22 protein-coding genes are annotated in these 19,336 nt (G+C 56.6%); 11 read left to right on the top strand and 11 right to left on the bottom strand.

Annotated features, from left to right (window positions below):
* Window positions 1–19 precede the first annotated feature (19 nt).
* Window positions 20–931 carry a nucleoside hydrolase gene (locus ACR0CZ_RS10275; protein ID WP_480503209.1) on the bottom strand — a complete coding sequence of 304 codons (912 nt, stop codon included), beginning with the start codon at window positions 929–931 and terminating at the stop codon, window positions 20–22.
* A 175-nt stretch (window positions 932–1,106) separates the two neighbouring features.
* On the opposite strand from ACR0CZ_RS10275, the gene ACR0CZ_RS10270 reads away from it, so the two are divergent.
* From ACR0CZ_RS10270 to ACR0CZ_RS10260, 3 genes are all read left to right on the top strand, one after another.
* Window positions 1,107–1,997, top strand: a complete 891-nt coding sequence (locus tag ACR0CZ_RS10270; RefSeq protein WP_170393209.1) for an SPFH domain-containing protein — start codon at window positions 1,107–1,109, stop codon at window positions 1,995–1,997.
* Window positions 1,997–2,275, top strand: coding sequence for an NfeD family protein (locus tag ACR0CZ_RS10265; protein WP_170393210.1), 279 nt, complete (start codon window positions 1,997–1,999; stop codon window positions 2,273–2,275). Before ACR0CZ_RS10270 ends, ACR0CZ_RS10265 begins: the two co-directional genes overlap by 1 nt.
* Window positions 2,276–2,370: 95 nt before the next feature.
* Entirely contained in the window at window positions 2,371–2,733 is a 363-nt protein-coding gene (locus tag ACR0CZ_RS10260; RefSeq protein WP_170393211.1) for an SUF system Fe-S cluster assembly protein, read from the top strand.
* Window positions 2,734–3,037: 304 nt separating this feature from the next.
* Here ACR0CZ_RS10260 and ACR0CZ_RS10255 read toward each other — a convergent pair whose 3' ends face one another.
* Entirely contained in the window at window positions 3,038–3,361 is a 324-nt protein-coding gene (locus tag ACR0CZ_RS10255) for a hypothetical protein (protein WP_170393212.1), read from the bottom strand.
* 164 nt (window positions 3,362–3,525) lie between these two features.
* Here ACR0CZ_RS10255 and ACR0CZ_RS10250 point away from each other — a divergent pair, with 164 nt between their 5' ends.
* Complete coding sequence (locus ACR0CZ_RS10250) at window positions 3,526–3,891, top strand: HesB/IscA family protein (protein ID WP_170393213.1); 366 nt, start codon at window positions 3,526–3,528, stop codon at window positions 3,889–3,891.
* Here the strand turns inward: ACR0CZ_RS10250 and ACR0CZ_RS10245 are convergent.
* Entirely contained in the window at window positions 3,888–4,802 is a 915-nt protein-coding gene (locus ACR0CZ_RS10245; protein WP_170393214.1) for an isopenicillin N synthase family oxygenase, read from the bottom strand. The two genes, ACR0CZ_RS10250 and ACR0CZ_RS10245, sit on opposite strands and share 4 nt — an antisense overlap.
* 120 nt (window positions 4,803–4,922) lie before the next feature.
* On the opposite strand from ACR0CZ_RS10245, the gene tpiA reads away from it, so the two are divergent.
* Window positions 4,923–5,672, top strand: coding sequence for a triose-phosphate isomerase (gene tpiA, locus ACR0CZ_RS10240; protein WP_170393215.1), 750 nt, complete (start codon window positions 4,923–4,925; stop codon window positions 5,670–5,672).
* Window positions 5,673–5,681: 9 nt separating this feature from the next.
* Here tpiA and ACR0CZ_RS10235 read toward each other — a convergent pair whose 3' ends face one another.
* The 7 genes from ACR0CZ_RS10235 to ACR0CZ_RS10205 all read right to left on the bottom strand — a co-directional run bounded on the left by ACR0CZ_RS10235 (window position 5,682) and on the right by ACR0CZ_RS10205 (window position 13,111).
* The gene (locus ACR0CZ_RS10235) at window positions 5,682–6,128 is read right to left on the bottom strand and encodes a nucleoside deaminase (RefSeq protein WP_170393216.1); all 447 of its coding nucleotides are present in this window, start codon (window positions 6,126–6,128) and stop codon (window positions 5,682–5,684) included.
* A gap of 65 nt (window positions 6,129–6,193) precedes the next feature.
* Window positions 6,194–6,505 (bottom strand): DMT family transporter, encoded by a 312-nt coding sequence (locus ACR0CZ_RS10230; protein WP_170393217.1) that lies wholly within the window; start codon window positions 6,503–6,505, stop codon window positions 6,194–6,196.
* A 156-nt stretch (window positions 6,506–6,661) separates the two neighbouring features.
* Window positions 6,662–8,038, bottom strand: coding sequence for a TRAP transporter large permease (locus ACR0CZ_RS10225; protein WP_170393218.1), 1,377 nt, complete (start codon window positions 8,036–8,038; stop codon window positions 6,662–6,664).
* Window positions 8,038–8,715, bottom strand: a complete 678-nt coding sequence (locus tag ACR0CZ_RS10220; RefSeq protein WP_170393219.1) for a TRAP transporter small permease — start codon at window positions 8,713–8,715, stop codon at window positions 8,038–8,040. The genes ACR0CZ_RS10225 and ACR0CZ_RS10220 overlap by 1 nt, the downstream gene beginning before the upstream one ends.
* Before the next feature lie 116 nt (window positions 8,716–8,831).
* Window positions 8,832–9,833 carry a DctP family TRAP transporter solute-binding subunit gene (locus ACR0CZ_RS10215; protein ID WP_170393220.1) on the bottom strand — a complete coding sequence of 334 codons (1,002 nt, stop codon included), beginning with the start codon at window positions 9,831–9,833 and terminating at the stop codon, window positions 8,832–8,834.
* A gap of 318 nt (window positions 9,834–10,151) precedes the next feature.
* On the bottom strand, window positions 10,152–11,381 hold the full coding sequence (locus tag ACR0CZ_RS10210) for a sigma-54-dependent transcriptional regulator (RefSeq protein WP_170393221.1): 1,230 nt from the start codon (window positions 11,379–11,381) through the stop codon (window positions 10,152–10,154).
* The gene (locus ACR0CZ_RS10205; RefSeq protein ID WP_170393222.1) at window positions 11,378–13,111 is read right to left on the bottom strand and encodes an ATP-binding protein; all 1,734 of its coding nucleotides are present in this window, start codon (window positions 13,109–13,111) and stop codon (window positions 11,378–11,380) included. Before ACR0CZ_RS10205 ends, ACR0CZ_RS10210 begins: the two co-directional genes overlap by 4 nt.
* A 46-nt stretch (window positions 13,112–13,157) precedes the next feature.
* Here ACR0CZ_RS10205 and ACR0CZ_RS10200 point away from each other — a divergent pair, with 46 nt between their 5' ends.
* On the top strand, window positions 13,158–14,339 hold the full coding sequence (locus tag ACR0CZ_RS10200) for a cytochrome P450 (RefSeq protein ID WP_480536953.1): 1,182 nt from the start codon (window positions 13,158–13,160) through the stop codon (window positions 14,337–14,339).
* 106 nt (window positions 14,340–14,445) lie between these two features.
* Here the strand turns inward: ACR0CZ_RS10200 and ACR0CZ_RS10195 are convergent, their stop codons facing one another.
* Window positions 14,446–14,919, bottom strand: coding sequence for an Lrp/AsnC family transcriptional regulator (locus tag ACR0CZ_RS10195; RefSeq protein WP_010439761.1), 474 nt, complete (start codon window positions 14,917–14,919; stop codon window positions 14,446–14,448).
* 245 nt (window positions 14,920–15,164) lie between these two features.
* Between ACR0CZ_RS10195 and ACR0CZ_RS10190 the strand changes: the two genes are divergently transcribed.
* The 5 genes from ACR0CZ_RS10190 (at window position 15,165) to ACR0CZ_RS10170 (ending at window position 19,303) form a co-directional block, all read left to right on the top strand.
* Window positions 15,165–15,479 carry a DUF2849 domain-containing protein gene (locus tag ACR0CZ_RS10190; protein WP_170393224.1) on the top strand — a complete coding sequence of 105 codons (315 nt, stop codon included), beginning with the start codon at window positions 15,165–15,167 and terminating at the stop codon, window positions 15,477–15,479.
* A 65-nt stretch (window positions 15,480–15,544) separates the two neighbouring features.
* A complete protein-coding gene (locus ACR0CZ_RS10185) occupies window positions 15,545–17,209 on the top strand; it encodes a nitrite/sulfite reductase (protein ID WP_170393225.1) in 1,665 nt (554 codons plus the stop codon).
* Complete coding sequence (locus ACR0CZ_RS10180) at window positions 17,199–17,960, top strand: phosphoadenylyl-sulfate reductase (RefSeq protein WP_170393226.1); 762 nt, start codon at window positions 17,199–17,201, stop codon at window positions 17,958–17,960. The genes ACR0CZ_RS10185 and ACR0CZ_RS10180 overlap by 11 nt, the downstream gene beginning before the upstream one ends.
* Complete coding sequence (locus ACR0CZ_RS10175) at window positions 17,957–18,364, top strand: DUF934 domain-containing protein (protein ID WP_170393227.1); 408 nt, start codon at window positions 17,957–17,959, stop codon at window positions 18,362–18,364. The genes ACR0CZ_RS10180 and ACR0CZ_RS10175 overlap by 4 nt, the downstream gene beginning before the upstream one ends.
* 105 nt (window positions 18,365–18,469) lie before the next feature.
* Window positions 18,470–19,303 carry a ferredoxin--NADP reductase gene (locus tag ACR0CZ_RS10170; RefSeq protein ID WP_170393228.1) on the top strand — a complete coding sequence of 278 codons (834 nt, stop codon included), beginning with the start codon at window positions 18,470–18,472 and terminating at the stop codon, window positions 19,301–19,303.
* The last annotated feature ends 33 nt before the right edge of the window (window positions 19,304–19,336 follow it).

Below are 19,336 nucleotides of genomic sequence, written 5' to 3'. Positions count from 1 at the left end.
GCAAGGGCATTGCAACCCGTCAGGGCAACGAGGCTACACGGTCCGTAAACAGGCGCACCACCCCTGCCCCATCGACATCCCGGCACACTCGCACTGGTGGCCGTGCAGGGTCAGGACGAGTCGCACCGATCTCAGCCCCGTCCAACGCCACCTGCACACCCGTTTCGACCATTTCGAACATCGGTTCATGGGTGCAGGCGATAACGGCAGTCGAGTCATGCAGTCCGCACCCTTCAAGCCCACCGATCTCTTTGTAGAACTTTAAATAGAAGCGCGAGATATCACGCAGAAAACCACCCATGTCAGGGGAACGTTCAGCGAGCGCCTCAAAATCAGCGGTCTCGTAGAGCGTTTTCAGAGTCACATCCAATCCCACCAGAATCGTAGGCGGCGGCGCGGCAAAGACTTCGTCTGCAGCTTTGGCATCGTGATAGATATTCGCCTCGGCATGTTCGGTGATATTGCCCGGGCAGTACACGGCCCCGCCCATGATGACGAGCTTGCCAAGATTGTCCGCAAACTCGGGGTCCAATCGCATGGCATCAGCGATATTGGTCAATGGCCCAACCGCGCATACGACCAGCTCTCCGCGATGGCTGCGCGCCATGTCGACAAGAAACTCTGCGGCGGACAAGGCGTGGTTTTCACCGATCTCTTCAATCTGGGTCAGGTCACCAAAGCCTTCGGGGCCGTGCACATGTTCCGAAGGTGAATGCGTGCTCTCTCCCAAAGCGGAGGACGCGCCTTGGGCCACGGGTATGCCCAGCCTCAGTTTGTCCACCAGAAACCGCGCATTGCGGCTGGATTGATGCACATGGGTGTTGCCGAACACGGTGGTCAGGCCGATCAGGTCAATTTCGGACGCAGCGGCGGCATAGGCAATGGCCATTGCGTCGTCGATGCCGGGGTCTGTATCGATAATCAGTTTCATCCTCGTCCGATAACGCAAACACCAGTGGGATGCAAAGCTGCCACAAAAGGGAATTTCTGGCCGGTATGAACGTTTTCACCGATTTGCATTCCGGCCAGCACAATCCATACCAGAGTTGTAATTGAGCGACTCAATCCCCATATGTATACCATAGTACACAATAAATGAGGACAGTATGATAGAAGACCAGATTATCGGACTGATTACTTCGAACATTATCTACCTGCTGGCAGCGGCGCTTATTGCCATTGTCATATTCAAAGGCATCAAAATCGTGCCTCAATCCGAAAAGTACGTGGTTGAACGGTTTGGCCGCCTGCATTCGGTGCTTGGGCCCGGGATCAATTTTATCGTTCCTTTTCTAGATGTTGCCCGCCACAAGATATCCATCCTTGAGCGTCAGTTGCCAAACGCAACGCAAGACGCAATTACCAAGGACAACGTTCTGGTGCAGATCGATACCTCGGTGTTCTACCGCATTCTCGAGCCAGAAAAGACGGTTTATCGCATCCGCGATGTCGACGGTGCGATTGCAACGACTGTAGCCGGTATCGTCCGCGCCGAGATCGGCAAGATGGACCTGGATGAAGTGCAATCGAACCGGGCGCAACTGATTGAACGTATTCAGGAAAGCGTAGAAACCGCTGTTGACGATTGGGGGATCGAAGTAACCCGCGCTGAGATTCTGGACGTGAACCTCGATCAGGCCACTCGTGACGCGATGTTGCAGCAATTGAACGCCGAACGTGCCCGCCGCGCGCAGGTGACCGAGGCCGAGGGCCAAAAGCGTGCCGTTGAGCTGCAGGCAGATGCCGAACTTTATGCGGCAGAGCAGACCGCCAAGGCCCGCCGAATCTCGGCTGAGGCCGAAGCTTATGCGACTCAGGTCGTGGCAAAGGCCATTCAGGACAACGGGCTGGAAGCGGCACAGTATCAGGTTGCGTTGAAACAGGTGGAATCGCTGAACGCCCTGGGCAACGGCACCGGCTCGCAGACCATCGTTGTGCCTGCAAACGCACTTGAAGCCTTCGGCAATGCCTTTAACATGCTTAAAGGAGGAAAATGATGGCCGATCCTTTCTGGCTGACGTGGTGGATTTGGTTGGCCGGAGCGCTTGCTCTGGGCATCCTTGAGGTCGCGCTGCCCGGCTTCATTTTCCTGGGTTTTGCCATCGGTGCAGCCATTACCGGAGTGGCTTTGCTGATCCCTGGCCTCACGCCATCCCTGCCCGTTCTGCTGTTGATATTTGCTGTTCTGTCACTGGTCGCATGGCTGGTTCTGCGCCGTATGTTTGCCCTGCCGCACGGTCAGGTCAAAACCTTCAGGCACGACATCAACGACTGATCTGTCGTGGCGCCCAAATCAGGCGCCACGGCACCTCTGGACGCTGCCCGGCACTTTCCCTATATAATTTCTCAGGTAACAGACCCGAGGCATCAATGACCCACCCCAGTGAACAGTTCGAAGGCAGCCCTCTGATCGCTCCCTCGACCATCGATCACCCGCTCTACGAACCCGTGGTCGAAGCTTGCCGGACGGTGTTTGACCCAGAAATACCGGTCAATATCTACGATCTCGGTCTGATCTATACGATCGACATCACCGGAGAAAACGCGGTCAAGGTGATCATGACCCTCACTGCGCCAGGTTGTCCTGTCGCAGGCGAAATGCCCGGTTGGATCGTGGAAGCAATCGAACCCGTTGCTGGTGTCAAAGAGGTCGACGTCGAACTGACTTGGGAGCCACCTTGGGGCATGGAAATGATGTCAGATGAAGCCCGGCTTGAGCTGGGTTTCATGTAACTCTCGACTTACTCACAAAAAACATGGCGATGTTACAAAACGGTGTACTGCGTGTTACTTAACCGTTTTCATGTTGTCACAATGCTGGGTCACAAGGTCCTCAGGTACTGACCCAGTGATTAAGCATGCGTTTTTCGATCTGCTGGACGTGCTGGCGCAGGATGTCGAGTAGCGGGCGTCTTATCCGATTGCCCCGCTAAATTGACATACTTCGTGAATTGCATGGGCCTCTGACCATAGCCATCCCCCATTCAATGGGCCCATTCCGGGCCGCTCTTGCCCGAGAGCGGCCCTTTTTGTTTGATTATTCGATGTTACAGGTCGACTTGATTTCAGCAGCGCGCGCGTCCAGCTCTTTTATATAGTCGCCTGACAGCATCTTCAGGTGCTTGCTCTCGGTTCCTGTGACGAGACCCAGCAAGGCACCGGCAGGGAGGATCGAGAACACGCTTTCAGCCTGCTGGTCCTCGGCATGTTTCTTTTCAGCTGCGATTGCGCGCAGATCACCGGGTGCGGTAGCACAGTTGACCGGGTGCCGTTTTGTGTCATCTATCGCAAGTGCCGCAGACGCGGACGCCAGCAACATAGATGTGAAAATGGCTGCTCCTGCCCAGTTCTGCGCTCTCATCGATCCAAACCTCTCTGGAATGCCTGTCCTTTACTTCAGGTACGCTAAAGCTTTGCGCACCATCGTGACAACCCTGCGCGGAGTGTGTATTTGAACAGGCTCTCTCTTGAGCCCGGCGCGTGTCGGCCTTAGATTAGAGATAACGCGCGATAACGGAGCCCACCATGTTTGGCATTCCCGGCAAACAAGCCGTGACCATGACACCTAAAGCTGCTGAACAGATTGTTCGGCTTATGAAATCCGGCGGTCACACCGGATTGCGCATCGGCGTCAAGAAAGGCGGCTGTGCGGGGATGGAATACACCATGGACTACGTCCATGATGCCGACCCGAACGACGAAGTGGTCGAGCAGGATGGCGCGCGTGTAATGATCGCCCCCATGGCACAGATGTTCCTGTTCGGAACCGAGATCGACTACGAGGTTTCACTGCTTGAGGCCGGGTTCAAGTTCCGAAACCCGAATGTAGTCGATGCATGCGGATGCGGAGAATCGATCAAGTTCGACGAAACCTTGGCTGAACAACGCTAACTCGCAGCTTTTAGGTGGACGTAGGTCTCATTAAATCGCCGCGTCAGGTGCTCTCCGGCGCGGATCGTGGCGTATGAACCCGGCGGCGCAACATTTGTGTCGTAAGAAGGATTAAAGAACAACGGAACCGAGATCCTCTCGTTCACGCTGCCTTTGACCCTATGCTCGGTCGCTTTGACTTCTCCTGCCGTCCAAAACTCCAGCATCTCCCCGAAATTGATTATGAATTGTCCCGGCGTGGCGTTTACAGCTTGCCAATCGCCATCAGGCATACGAACTTCCAGACCCGGTGTGCCGTCCGTGGCCAGCAAAGTCAGGCAGCCATAATCCGTATGCGCGCCGATACCAAAGTCCTTTTCCCCTGCCCAATCAGGGCGTTGCGGATAGAAGTTACCGCGCAGCAGCGCCATTGGCGTATCAAAGGCCGCATCAAAACTGTTTGCATCCCTACCGATGGCAATCGCAATCGCGCGCAAAACGCGAATGGCAACTGAGCAGGCGTCTGAATAGTAACTCTGGATCGTTCTCCGAAAGGCGTCGGCCCCGTCTGGCCAGAGATTTGGGGCATACACACTTAATCCCCGCCCCGCATATGGATCATCGGCTGGCAGTTCAAAACCGCTATCAAAGACTTCTTTGAAATCCGGGTTCGCCCTGAGATCCACCTGTTCGGAACGCGGCGCACCCCAACCGCGGTTGGCACCCGTAGCTGCCATATCGACGCTCTGCTTGATCTCATCGGGTTGACGAAAAAAATCGCGATACGCGTCAATCACCAGCTGCACACGGGCGGCATCGAGGCCGGAATTGGAGATTGTTAGAAATCCGATCTGGCGAACAGCATGTCTCAGCTTTTCCATCTCAGCTGGATCACGCAGATCCAATTTGGCGAGATCGAGATCGTCTATCATGCCATCCTCCGCAACAACGCGCGCAATGTGTCCTGACAAGTAGCGCTATGCAACCGGAATTGTCAGCCCCGCCTGCGGGTGATATCCGAGGATTCAAAGCAGAAAACCGGAGGGATCGCGATGCGGCGTAAGTTGGCGGCAGGCAACTGGAAAATGAACGGAACTGGCGTTGCGCTGAGCGAGCTGGAAGCGTTGAAAGCCTCGCACCCATCTTCTGCGGTAGAAATCCTGATATGCCCACCAGCCACTTTGCTTCATCGCGCGGCAAATACGGTTGAAGGTTCGGGCATTACCGTTGGCGGCCAAGACTGCCACGCGGCGCTCTCGGGTGCGCATACCGGGGATCTGAGTGCCGAGATGCTGTTGGATGCAGGGTCGAGCGCAGTGATCCTTGGCCATTCCGAGCGCCGTGAAGATCATGCTGAGCAGAACGAAGACATCCGTGCCAAAGCCCGCACCGCCATGGATGCAGGCCTGAAGACGATCATCTGCGTCGGTGAAAGCCTTGAGCAGCGCGAAGCAGCAAATACTCTGGATATCATCGGTGGACAGATGTCGGGTTCGATCCCGGATCAAGCGACAGGCGAGAACCTGATTGTCGCATATGAGCCGATCTGGGCCATCGGCACAGGCAAGGTTCCAACTTTGGAAGAGATCGGAGAAGTGCACGATTTCATACGCGCACGTCTGGAACGCCGATTTGGCGAAGGTGTCGGCCGGTCAGTCCGCCTGCTGTATGGCGGATCGGTCAAACCCGGTAATGCTGCCGAGATTTTTGGCGTTTCAAATGTTGACGGAGCGTTGGTGGGTGGCGCCAGTCTGAAAGCAAATGATTTCTCGGGCATCATTCAGGCGCTTGAAAGCGCCTGATCGCCAACCTCATTCGGCAATATCTTCGGCCCAAAGCGCGGGCTTCTCTTCGATAAAACGCCTCATCAATGCAATGCAGTCCGGGTCATCAGCGATGATGACCTCGACACCGCGATCGCGCAGGAAGTCCTCATTTCCGCCAAAATTCACGGTGTCTCCGATCACAACACGCGGGATACCGAACTGTACGATCGTGCCAGAACACATCATGCAAGGCGAAAGCGAGGTATAGAGCACAGTATCGCGATAGGTCTTCTGCCGCCCTGCCTTGCGCAGCGCATCCATTTCCCCATGGGCGATCGGGTCGCCCAGTTGGACACGCTGATTACGCCCTTGCGCAACGACCTCACCACCCCGCGCAAGCACTGAACCGATTGGGCAGCCTCCTTCGTCAAATCCAGCTTTCGCCTCATCATAGGCGACGCGGAGCAAGCGTGCATCGGTGTCGGTCAGCATATGCAGGTGTCCTTTGTTCGGAGTTGTTTCGCAAAGCTGCCCGACACCACTATGGCCGTCAACGCTTAGGCCAGTTTCATGATGATCAAACCCGTCACGATTAGAATCGCAGCGCCGATCCGCATGGGCGTCAGCGCTTCGCCCAGGAATAGGACGCCAACAGTGAACGCCCCTACTGCGCCGATCCCGGTCCAGATCGTATAGGCGGTACCAAGCGGCAGATCCCGCATGGCCATTGCAAGCAGGCCAAATGACCCGATCATCGCAACACCCATGATCGCCGTCGGCCACAGCCGCGTGAAACCAGCGGTCTGCTTCATCGCGACGGCCCAGACGATTTCGAGCAGGCCAGCAAACAACAGTAATATCCAGGGCATAAGAACACCTCACTTTCCGAGATCGGGTCGTCCCGAATAATCGTCCATGATGGTGAGGTCGTCCTCCGACCCTCAGATATGCGTTTGGGCATCAGTTTCAAGACAAAAAAACCGGGCGGATTACATCGCCCGGTTCATATGCTCGGTTTACCCGATCTAGTTGGTTATGATCTCAGGCCCCATGAAAGTGTTGGGTAGGAATGTCGAAATCCACGGGATGTAAGTAACCATGATGAGGAAGACGAACAGCACGGCCAAGAACGGCAACGCTGCCTTCACAACACTCATCATCGGCATACCCGCCACGCCCGAGGTTACGAACAGGTTCAACCCGACCGGAGGCGTGATCATCCCGATCTCCATATTGACCACCATGATAATGCCCAGATGGATCGGATCGATGCCCAGCTCGATGGCAATCGGGAACACCAGGGGGGCCACAATGACCAGCAGACCTGAGGGCTCCATGAACTGGCCACCGATCAGCAGGATCACGTTGACCACAATCAGGAAAGTCACTGGCCCCAGACCCGCCGATAGCATGGCGCTTGCGATATGCTGGGGCACCTGCTCATCCGTCAGCACATGTTTCAGGATCAGCGCGTTGGCGATCACGAACAGCAGCGTGACAGTCAGCTTGCCCGCCTCGAAAAGTGTATGCTTGGTGTCGGGGTGCACAAAGGCCGTGATCAACGCATAGGGTTTCTTGAGCAGCGAGATGTTCTGCGCATCCCCTTCGGTGCTGAGCGGACCCATATCCTTGTAGACAAAACTTGCGATCAGGAACGCATAGACGGCAGCAACAGCCGCGGCCTCGGTTGGGGTAAAGATACCTCCGTAGATACCGCCGAGGATGATGACGATCAGGAACAGACCCCAACCGGCCTCGCGTGCTGACGTGAAGACTTCGCCCCAACCTTTCCAATCGCCTTTGGGAAGGTTCTTGACCTTGGCCATGACGTAAATGGTGATCATCAGCATCAGACCAGCCATCAAACCCGGAATAACGCCCGCAAGGAACATCCGCCCGACCGAAACCTCCACGGCTGCCGCATAGACCACCATCACGATTGATGGCGGAATCAGAATGCCCAGTGTCCCTGCGTTACAGATCACACCGGCGGCGAATTCCTTGGAATAGCCCACCTGACGCATGCCAGCGATGACGATCGACCCGATTGCGACAACTGTCGCCGGAGACGAACCCGACAAGGCCGCAAACAACATACACGCGAAGACGCCAGCAATTGCCAGACCTCCGGGCAAGTGCCCTACACAAGCGATCGAGAACCGGATGATCCGCCGCGCCACTCCACCTGTGGTCATGAAAGATGACGCGAGAATGAAAAACGGGATAGCCAAGAGGGTGAAATGCCCCTCAAATGCCTCGAACAGCGTGCCAGCGACCGAAGCCAATGAGCTGTCGGAATAGATCAGCAGGAAGAGGGTCGAGCTGAGACCAAGTGCCACCGCGATCGGAACTCCGATCAACAATAGGCCAATGACCATCGAGAAAAGTAGTACGACGTCCATCAGTCATGCTCCCCCTGCTGGGCGCGGACTTCTTCGATCTCGTCCTCAACCTCGTGGCTAGCTACAAGGCGATCAGTTTCACCGCGCCAAATCTGTACTGCGACCTGTGCAAAACGGATCACCAGCAGCAACATCGAAAGAGGCAGAACGAAATACGGAACGACCTTGGGCAGTTTCTCGTAATACTCGCCATAGTTGATCATATCTTCCAGAAACCGCAGCGGCGCGACCATCGGGATATCATCAACTTCATAGAAGCTCTGGCTGCGCGCACTCATGTCAAAGCCGGTCGGAAACCAGCGACCCGAGGTTGGCGGCAGATCGGCAAACACTGCCCAGTAGTCATACGACCCCTTGAGCAGGAGCAGAGAAAACACCAGACAGCAAGCAACGGCTATCAGCGCTAAAACCCGGCGTGGCGCGGGGGCCAGCATGTTCAGGATCGCATCAACACCCAGATGTGCATGCTTCTTCACTGCATAAGACGCACCCAGCAGCACCAACCAACCGAAGGTGAATACTGTCAGTTCCAGCGCCCAAAGAATGTTAGAATTGAATACAAACCGCGCGATCACATTGGCGAAGGTGACAATTGTCATCAGACCCAACAGGCACGCAATCATGGTTTCTTCGATATGGTCGACCAGCCCGCCTTGGCCGGGTTTCGCACCAGACATCTCTCTGTCCCCGCATTTTTTTGATGAGAGTGGTGGGAGTGTGGCGGGCCATTAAGGCCCGCCCAGCCTATGCGTCCATAACTCCCCAGTCCCCGGACGCGTGGCTTGAACCGGGATCAGAACCCGGCGTTGATCGCCTGTGCGGCGTCGATCTTGTCCTGACCAACGTCACCGGCAAATTTGTCCCAGACTGGCTTCATCGCATCGACCCAGGCCTGGCGCTGCTCGGGGTTCAGTTCCCGGATGATGCCCCCTGCGTCAGTGATCGAAGCCTTGGCAGCTTCGTTTACGGAAAAGGCCTCCTTGTTACGGGTCTCGGTCACTTCGGCGAGAATCGTCAGGAATTGATCGCGAACTTCAGGCTCCAGGCTGTCCAGCCAGTCAACTGAGGTTACAACCAGATAATCGATGATACCGTGGTTCGTTTCTGTGATGCCGTCCTGCACCTCGAAGAACTTCTTGCCGTAGATGTTCGACCAGGTGTTTTCCTGCCCGTCAACAACGCCCTGTTGCAGAGCACCGTACACTTCCGAGAACGCCATCTTCTGAGGGCTGCCACCAATTGCTTCCATCTGGGCAACCAATACGTCCGAAGACTGAACGCGGAACTTCAGGCCGTTCGCATCCGACGGATCTTCCAACGGCTTGTTCGCAGACATCTGCTTCATGCCATTGTGCCAGAATGCCAGCCCCTGAAGGCCGCGGCGCTGCATGCTGTCTTTCATCGCCTGACCATCAGCCGAGGCTTGGAACGCATCCACAGCATCGATGTTCTTGAACATGAACGGCAGATCGAACAGGCGGAATTGCTTTGTAAACTTCTCAAACTTCGACAGCGAGGGCGCGGCCAACTGCACGTCGCCCTGCAGCATCGCTTCAAGAACCTTGTCATCGTTGTAAAGAGTGGAGTTCGGATAAACCTCCATGCACATCACGCCGTTCATCTCGTCATTGACGCGCTGCTCAAGCAGCGAAGCGGCGATGCCCTTGGGGTGTTTGTCCGTATTGGTCACATGCGCAAACTTCACGACGATCTCGCCATCATCGCAAGCTGCTACACCAGCGGTCGCTGTCACGGACAGTGCGATTACGGTTGCTGCCGTTGTCAGGAATTTCATCAGTCTTATCCTCCCAGACTTCCCTAAAACTTCCATCGAGCGCCCAATCAGCGCCGTATGTTGCGGAGTGAACCGAATCGGCTCCTCACTCTCAACATTTTGTTTAGATGTTGCTGAAATCTGTTTTTTCCAAATAATTTCTTACGGTTAAATGATGTCCGTTATAAATCTGGTGTTTCGGCAGAACTACGCTGTGCGATTTTTCGCACAGGCAGTCAGCACCTTGTGCGAATTTCCGCACAATATCCGAATCGATGCGAGCGAATCGCTCGCTTAAGCCACAGCGCAACCGCAGTTCGCCCTAGCGGAAGTGTTTTGCTAACGACGATAGTCTTCTGGCCTAATGTGGTAGCGGGTCAGCTTGTCATAAAAAGTTTTGCGCGGCAGCTTCAGTGCCTTGGCGGCATCCGCAGCCTTGCCATTGTGGCGCCCAAGGGCTGCAATCAGCAAAGACCTCTCAACACGCGCCAATTGCTCGCTCAACCCCAGATCAGCGGCCTGTGCAACCTCATCCGGCATCCCCAACACAAACCGCATTGCCGCCGACATCAACGATCGGGCATTGCCCGGCCAATCCTGCGCCATCAGCGAGGCCAGATGCTCGGGTGTCACTTCAGGTTCCGCAATCCCGGCCTGCTCAGCGGCCTGCGCCACATAGCGGCGAAAGATGACGGGGATATCCTCGGGCCGTTCTGACAGGGCCGGGATTCGCACCCGCATGACATCCAACCTATAGAACAGATCGGCATTGAACCTTCCCTGTGCAGTAAGGTCCGACAAATCGGCCGTTGCCCCTGCGATGATTCTGGCTTCCGTCCCTTGTTCGATCAGTTCCAGCGCGGCGTATTGCGTGGCATCCGACATCGCCGAGATCTCATCCAGATACAGCGATCCGCCTGCCGCGTCCTTGCAGACACGCAATAAATCATCCGGGTTCAGGCCTGAGGCAGGGCGTTTGACAAATGGCCCCTGTCCAACCGGAGACATCAGATGGACAACTTCAGCGACCTTTGAAACTCCGCTACCCGCTGGCCCGGTAACCAGTACCTCGGCCCGTGTTGGCGCTACGCTCCGCACTCGCTCACGCAAGGCCTCGGCTTGATCTGACAACCCAAACAGCATGCGTGCTGCGGGATCGCCACGCTCAAGTTCGCGCCGTTGCTCGCGTTCCTGCAGAATTTCTGCGCGCGCGGCAAAGGCTCGTTCGAGTACCGCCAATAAATCCGCTGCTGCACAGGGCTTTTCCAGAAAATCAAATGCTCCCTGCCCCATGGCCTGTACCGCCATCGGGATATCGCCTTCACCTGTCAGCAATACCACCGGAAGCTCAGGATCAACCTCGCGCGCGTATGCGAGCAGATGAAACCCATCCCGCCCCGGCATGCGAATATCCGAGATGATCACACCGCCGAAGTCACGATGAATATGATCCTTTGCGGCCACGAAAGATCCCGCGGTGACCGGTTCATACTCGGCCAATTCGAGGGTTTGCGCCAAGGCCTCACGTACGGCGGCATCATCATCGACCAAAAGCACTTTGCGGATCATGCTGCCTCATCTTCTTCAAAGGGTTCCAGTTCAACCGTGAATTCAGCACCCTCGTCCGTGTTGGCACCGCGAATATCCCCCCCGAAGCTCTGAACCAGACCGTAGGATATCGACAGCCCCAGACCCATCCCCTCGGACGTCCCAACTGTTTTTGTGGTGTAGAACGGCTCAAACACGCGGTCGGGGTCCTCGATGCCGGGTCCGGTATCCCGCACCGACACGCGAATAGGCTTCCCCCCTGACAGAGTGACCAATATCCTGCGCGTCGGTCGATCGACCATCGCATCCGCTGCATTATTGATTAGGTTGACAAACACCTGTACCAGTCGCACCTCTCCACCCCAAGCATAGACCGCATCCTTTGGCGGCACCCACTCCAACGCGACATTCTCATCGCGCAGGCGCGCCTCGGTCAATTCGGTGGCAGTGTTCAGAACCTGGACCAGATCAACGCGCCCCATTGGTTCGCTTTCATTTCTCGCAAAAGCCCGCAGGTTCTTGATGATCCGCGCCATGCGTGCGGCCATATCGGAAATACGGCCCAGATTTTCGCCAGCTCTCTGGCCCTTGCCGCGCTCAAGAAAGGCGGACCCGTTGTCGGCGAACTGCTGAATCGCCATCAAGGGCTGGTTCAATTCATGACTGATGCCAGCCGACATCTTGCCCAAAGCGCTCAACTTACCAGCCTGAACCAAATCGGCCTGCGCTTGTTTGAGCGCGGCCTCCGCCTCCTGCCGCTCGGCAACTTCGTGGCGCAAAGCGCTATTAGCCGCCGTCAAGGCGCGCGTGCGTTGCGCGACCCGGCTTTCCAGCACGGTATTTGCCTCTGCAAGTGTCCGACGGCGTTCCGAGGCCAGAAACAACAAAGCACCAAAGGCGAAACAGATCGCCGCAACCGCCGCCGCCTGCAACCCCGCCAACCGGCGCGCCGGGGCGACATCAACCAGCATCTCTGCGGTCATCGCAATCACCGGAAGATCGAGCGTTAGATGCAAGGCGCGACGGGGCAGATAGCGACCCCAATCGAGCTTCCACACTTCATATCCCGCAATCCAGGTTGAGGCGAAATCGACATTCTCACCTTCTGGTGACATCAGGCCTTGCTGCCCTTGCCCGCGGCGCCATAGCAGCAGATCCGAACGGTTCGAGATAAAGACAACCCCATCCGTATCAACGAAAAACACCGCATCGGTGCTACCGCGCCAAGTTTGTTCAACGTCCTGCACATCGGCCAGAACCATCAACGCGCCTTGTATCTGCCCCAATTCCCCAAATGCAGGGGCCGCATATGAATAGATGCGATCGCCGCTTGCGTCTTCGACCCCATGCGCGCTGCCCAAGGCACCTTGCATGGCGCGCTCGAAGGCCGGATGTGCGGACATATCGCGCTGCGTCACCGGTTGGGCCGCGACAAGAACCTGACCCTCCGGATTCAGGTACATAACGTTAACGGCAGCGGTTTTGTCTGCCACATCCAGCAGCACCTTTCGGGCGGCCCGTTGCTGTTCTGATGTTTCTAGCTCCTGCAAAGCAGGATGATCCGCCATCAAGGCGGCCACTTCCTGATAGACCTGCATTTGCGTGCTCAGACGGTCGGCGGCCAGTTCCAAATCAGCCTCGGCCTTCTCGCTCAGTTGCGACAGGGCCTGACGATAGCCATAAGTCCAGACCGCCGCTGACAGCAATCCGACCGCGCATAAGAAACCGGCTATGATCCAAAAACGTTGCATATCTAGGGTCTTGCATTCAGCAGCCGCCATGGCAAGTCTGCACCGCATGAAGACGCTGACCCAATCCCCGACCGACCCGGCATTCGTGCAAAACCCATACCCCTTTTATGACAGCGCACGTCAGTCGGGCGATCTGTTCTACTGGAAAGACTACGGCGTTGTCGCGGCTGTCTCGCACAAAGCGGTGCAAATTCTGCTGCGCGATCGGCGCTTCGGGCGTGAAATCCCGGCGGAACTTGCAAAACCCGGCCCGGACCATCTTGCACCCTGGCTAGAAGTCGAATCCCATTCGATGTTAGAGCTTGAACCCCCGCGTCATACTCGATTGCGTTCTCTGGTACTGCGGGCGTTTACCTCTCGCGCGATCACGGCGCTTGAGGGGTCCACTGAACAGTTGTGCCACGATTTGATCAAGCAGTTTCCCGCTGGCCCCTTCGATCTGCTGGAGGCCTATTGCACCCAGGTCCCCGTGATCACGATCTGCCGTCTGCTCGGTGTGCCGGAAGACATGGCACCGCAACTGTTGCAGTGGTCGCACGCCATGGTGCCCATGTATCAGGCAAACCGGACGCGCCAGACCGAAGACGAAGCCGTCCGTGCCACACAAGCCTTTACCACCTATCTCGAAGAATACATCGAAAAACGCCGCACTGACCCGAATGACGATCTGATCACCCGGTTGATCGCGGCAGAGGAAGATGGTGAAAAACTCTCGCGGGACGAACTGATCACGACCTGCATTTTGTTGCTGAACGCCGGTCACGAGGCCACCGTGCACGCTATTGGCAATGGCGTGAAGACTATATTAACGACGGGTACACAGCAGTATGTCCTGACGCCTGGCACTATCGATAGCGCGGTCGAGGAAATCCTGCGTTTCGATCCACCACTGCACATGTTCAGACGCTATGCCTATGAAGATATTGAACTCTTCGGTCACCGCTTTGCGCGTGGTGACGAAGTTGCCTTGCTTCTGGGCGCAGCCAATCGCGACCCTGCTGCTTGGTCCCAATCCGATACATTCGACCCGATGCGAGATGTAAGCGCCAATACTAGCTTTGGTGGTGGCCTTCACTTCTGTGTGGGCGCTCCGCTGGCCCGGCTTGAGATGCGGATCGCCCTGCCCATCCTGTTCCAGCAATGCCCAAAGCTAAAGCTGACGGCAGAGCCGCAGTATTCGGACAGCTACCATTTCCACGGGCTGACCAAACTCATGGTAACGGTCTGACTTAATATCCTGTCAAGAAACCCGGATCCGTTCTTCATCTGGCCATAAATATCTTGGGGGAGTCGCCTTCGGGCGGCGGGGGCGGCGCCCCCATTCACGCTTCAAACTATCCGACAGACTTCAATGGCAGCATTGTGGTCGATTTGATCTCTTCCATCGAAAGCAAGGCTGTGACGTTGTGCACCCGTACCTCTGAAATCAACGCCTGATAAAACGCATCATACGCACGCGCGTTCTTGACGCGCACTTTCAGAATGTAATCGATGTCTCCAGCCAAACGGTGCGCTTCCTGAACCTCTGGACGATCGCGCAACGCTTTCAGGAACTTCTGCTGCCACTCAGCCTCATGTTCCGACGTACGGATCAGCACAAAGAATGTGGCCTCAAAGCCCAACGCTTCGGCGTCCAGCAATACGGTCTGCTGGCCAATGACCCCTGCCCCCTTCAGCTTGCGAATGCGATTCCAAACCGGCGTCTTGGAGCTCCCTACACGGGCTGCGATTTCGTCAAGCGACTGGCTGGCATCCCGTTGCAGCTCGGCTAGAATTTTCCGATCCGTGTCGTCTATTCGCACCGACATTCCAATTTCCCTTCCAATTCAGAACAAACCTTCTTCCACTCGCCGCAGATAGAACATCTGTTCTTATTTCTTCACGCATATGGCGATTTGGCGGGAATATTTCCTATATTGGCACACAAGTCAATTCAGTCACGAGATGATCCGATGCAGGTCAAACAAACAAATATGCGCATTCACAAACCCGGCGTCGCCCGAGTTGCGCAATACCCGCACAAAGTCTCGGTTTTCAATAAGGAGCTTGCCTGATGGCCCGCGCTTTTACCCCCAAAGTCGTCACCGCCAACGACTTGTTGGAAGGTGATGTGATTTACCAGACCGAAGATGACCGATGGTCGCGCGAGTTGTCCGATGCCGAACTGATCACGGACGAAGCTCACGCGCAGGTTCGTCTGCTGGATGCCGCGCGTCAGGCCAACAAGATCGTCGGCGCCTATCTTGCCGACGCGGTGGCCGGAGAAAACGGCCCCGAACCCACCCATTTTCGGGAGGATTTCCGCCGGACTGGTCCGTCCAACTATGCCCACGGCAAACAGGAAACCTCCCCGCAGCCTCGGGCCTGATCTCAGGCCATTCTCTCTCCCCTTCAAGGCCCCGGGTCCGGGGCTGCAACTAAGGACAGCTAAACATGTATCGCTACTCCGAGTTCGACACAGCATTTTTGGCAGAACGCAACGCGCAGTTCCGTGCGCAGGTTGAGCGTCGCATTGACGGTTCGCTGACTGAAGACGAATTCAAGCCACTGCGCCTGATGAATGGTCTGTATCTGCAATTGCACGCTTATATGCTGCGGGTCGCTATTCCATATGGCACGCTGTCCAGTGCTCAGATGCGTCAGCTCGCTTTGCTGGCCGAGAAATGGGACAAAGGTTACGGCCATTTTACCACCCGTCAGAACATTCAGTACAACTGGCCGAAACTGAACGACGTGCCGGATATGCTGGACGCACTGGCCGAGGTTGGCATGCACGCCATCCAGACCTCGGGTAACACCATCCGCAACGTGACCGCCGATCATTTCGCCGGTGCCGCCGCGGATGAGGTCGCTGATCCGCGCCCCTATGCCGAACTGCTGCGCCAGTGGTCGACCGACCATCCTGAATTCCAGTTCATGCCGCGCAAATTCAAGATCGCCATCACCGGCAGCGAGAATGACCGCGCCGTGATCAAGGCGCATGACATCGGTCTGCAATTGGTTGAGCGTGATGGCGTTCTGGGTGCCCGCGTCATCGTTGGCGGTGGTCTGGGCCGTACGCCCATGATCGGCAAAGAGCTATCGGAATTCGTCGCCTTTGACGACCTGCTGGCCTATCTTGAGGCCACCGTTTCCGTGTGGAACCAGATCGGCCGTCGCGACAACAAGTACAAGGCACGTATCAAGATCACCGTGCACGAGCATGGTATCGACGCCATCCGTGCCAAAGTGAACGAACGCTTTTTGAAGGTTCGCCCGCAATTCAAAGGCGCGGATATGAACCTGCTGGACAAAATCAAAGGCCACTTTGCGCCTCCAGCCTTCCGTGATGGTTCGGTTGCCTCGTTCGAGAGTGCCTACACCAACGATCCGGTCTTCCGTTCGTGGGTCGACACCAACATCGCGCCGCACAAGAACGCGGACCACGCGATCGTCACGATCTCGATCAAGAAGCACGGCCAGACGCCGGGCGATGCGACTGCCGAGCAGATGCGCGTAATGGCTGATCTGGCCGAAGAGTTTGCCTATGACGAACTGCGTATCAGCCACGAGCAGAACGTAATCCTGCCGCATGTCCACAAATCCGACCTGCCCGCGATCCACGCGACGCTGAAAGAATACGAGTTGGCGACCGCCAACATCGGCTTGATCAGCGACATTATCGCCTGCCCCGGTATGGATTACTGCGCACTGGCGACGGCACGTTCGATCCCCGTGGCGCAGGAAATCGCGACCCGGTTCGAAGACCTGAAACTGGAGCATGATATCGGCCACCTGAAGATCAAGATCTCGGGCTGCATCAACGCCTGTGGTCACCACCATGTGGGTCACATCGGCATTCTTGGCCTGGACCGCGCTGGCGTCGAAAACTACCAGATCACTTTGGGTGGTGACGGTACCGAATCCGCCGCCATCGGTGATCGTACTGGCCCGGGCTTCGCCTATGACGAGATCGTTCCGGCGGTCGAGCGCATCGTCGACACATATCTGGAGCAGCGCGACAGCGCTGAAGAGACCTTCTTGCAGACCTATCGCCGCGTTGGCATGGCACCGTTCAAAGCGGCGCTTTACCCCGAGGCACAGGCCAATGCCGCTTGACCTGATCCAAACGGAACTGGGGGCTGACCGCGCCGAACTGACCGAAAAGGTCGAGGCGCTGAACGCCCGCTTCCGCCACCACAGTGCCCATGATGTGATGCATGTCGCATTGGACGAGATCGAGGAGCTTGCTCTGGTCTCCAGCTTTGGCGCGGAATCGGTGGTGTTGCTGCATATGGCTGCAGTGGTCGACAAGATGACCCCAGTACTGTTCGTGGACACCCAGATGCTGTTTGCCGAAACGCTGGAATACCAGCAGGAGGTCAGCGAGCGTCTGGGCCTGCGCAATGTGCAGATCATCCGCGCCGAGGATGAAGATGTTCAGCGCGACGATCCTTATGGCGCGTTGCGTCTGCGTGACACCGATGCCTGCTGCAACCTGCGCAAGACCTTCCCGCTGCAGAAAGCTCTGACCGGTTATTGTGGCTGGATCACCGGGCGCAAACGGTTTCAGTCCGGCACCCGTGCCGCGCTGGACTTTTTCGAGGTCGAGGACGGAACCGGCCGGATCAAGGTCAACCCCTTGGCCCACTGGGCGCCCAACGATGTGCGCGCCTATATGGAAGAAAACAACCTGCCCCGGCATCCGCTAGTGGCCAAAGGATACCCCTCGATCGGCTGTGCGCCCTGCACTTCGCCGGTCAAAGAAGGCGAAGACCCCCGCGCCGGGCGCTGGCGCGATCAGAACAAGGAAGAATGCGGCATCCATTTTGTTGATGGAAAAATGGTGCGTATCGGAGAGAAAACATGAACGTAATCGTAAACGACGAGGGCTTTGCCCCCGATGATTGGACCGATGGCTATGTCACGCTGGACGATGCAGCGAATGACGTGGTTGCACTGGATATCGCCTCGGACACTGACCCCGATGAACTGTTTGACCGGCTGGGCAGCGCCCAGATGGTGCGCGTGGACTTTCCATCCTCAGCGGATGGGCGCGGTTTCACCATCGCGCGTGTTCTGCGTCTGAAAGGTTATACAGGTCGCCTGCGGGCAAAAGGCCATGTTCTTGCAGACCAATACGCCATGGCGCGTCGTAGCGGCTTTGACGAAGTCGAAATTGATGACACCTTGGCGAACCGGCAGCCCGAAGATCAGTGGCTGGCCCGGGCCAATTGGCAGGACAACAACTACCAGGCCCGCCTGCGCGGCTGACCCGCCATCGCCAACCTGTGATACGAAAGGGGCAATCTGCCCCTTTTCCTGACTTGGATCAAAGATTAAACGGAGATACCGGTTTAGCAGACCGGCAGTGAAATGATGACAGAGATGAAATCCGTGAGTGAAGCAACCGCCGTTAAGGCCCCCGTCCTGCCCGACGCCCAGACTGTGACCGAGGTCAAACATTGGACCGACCGCCTGTTCTCTTTCAAGGTGTCGCGCCCTGCATCGCTTCGTTTTCGCTCGGGTGAGTTCGTGATGATCGGCCTGCTAGGCGACAACGGCAAACCGCTGCTGCGCGCCTATTCCATCGCCTCGCCTTCATGGGATGAGGAACTGGAATTCTACTCGATCAAAGTGCAGGATGGCCCGCTGACCTCAAAACTGCAGCACATCCAGCCTGGTGATCAGATCATTCTTCGGCCCAAACCCGTCGGCACGCTGGTGCATGACGCATTGCTGCCCGGCAAGCGCATCTGGTTCTTCGCCACCGGCACAGGCTTTGCGCCCTTCGCGTCGCTGCTGCGTGAACCGCAGACCTATGAGGATTATGACGAGGTTATCATCACCCATACCTGCCGCGACGTAGCTGAACTGGATTACGGTCGCGAGTTGATCGAGAGCGTCAAACAGGACGAGTTGCTGGCCGAACTGATTGGTGACGGTTTCGCCGACAAGATTCGCTATTATCCCACCACCACGCGGGAAGAGAGCCCAAAGATGGGCCGTATAACCGAGCTGTTGAAAGACGGCACCGTATTTGCCGATCTGGGCATCGAAGGTGGTATCAAGCCAGACACTGATCGCGCGATGGTTTGTGGCAGCCTTGCCTTCAACCATGACATCAAAGCAATTCTGGAAGAGTTCGGCCTGCGAGAAGGTGCCAATTCCGAACCCAAGGAATTCGTGATTGAAAAGGCATTTGTGGGCTAATGGGGTTTGCCGGTGGGGTTATCAACACCCTAA

Source organism: Ruegeria sp. H9 (assembly GCF_056532915.1).
This window is presented reverse-complemented; position numbering and strand designations above follow the sequence as displayed.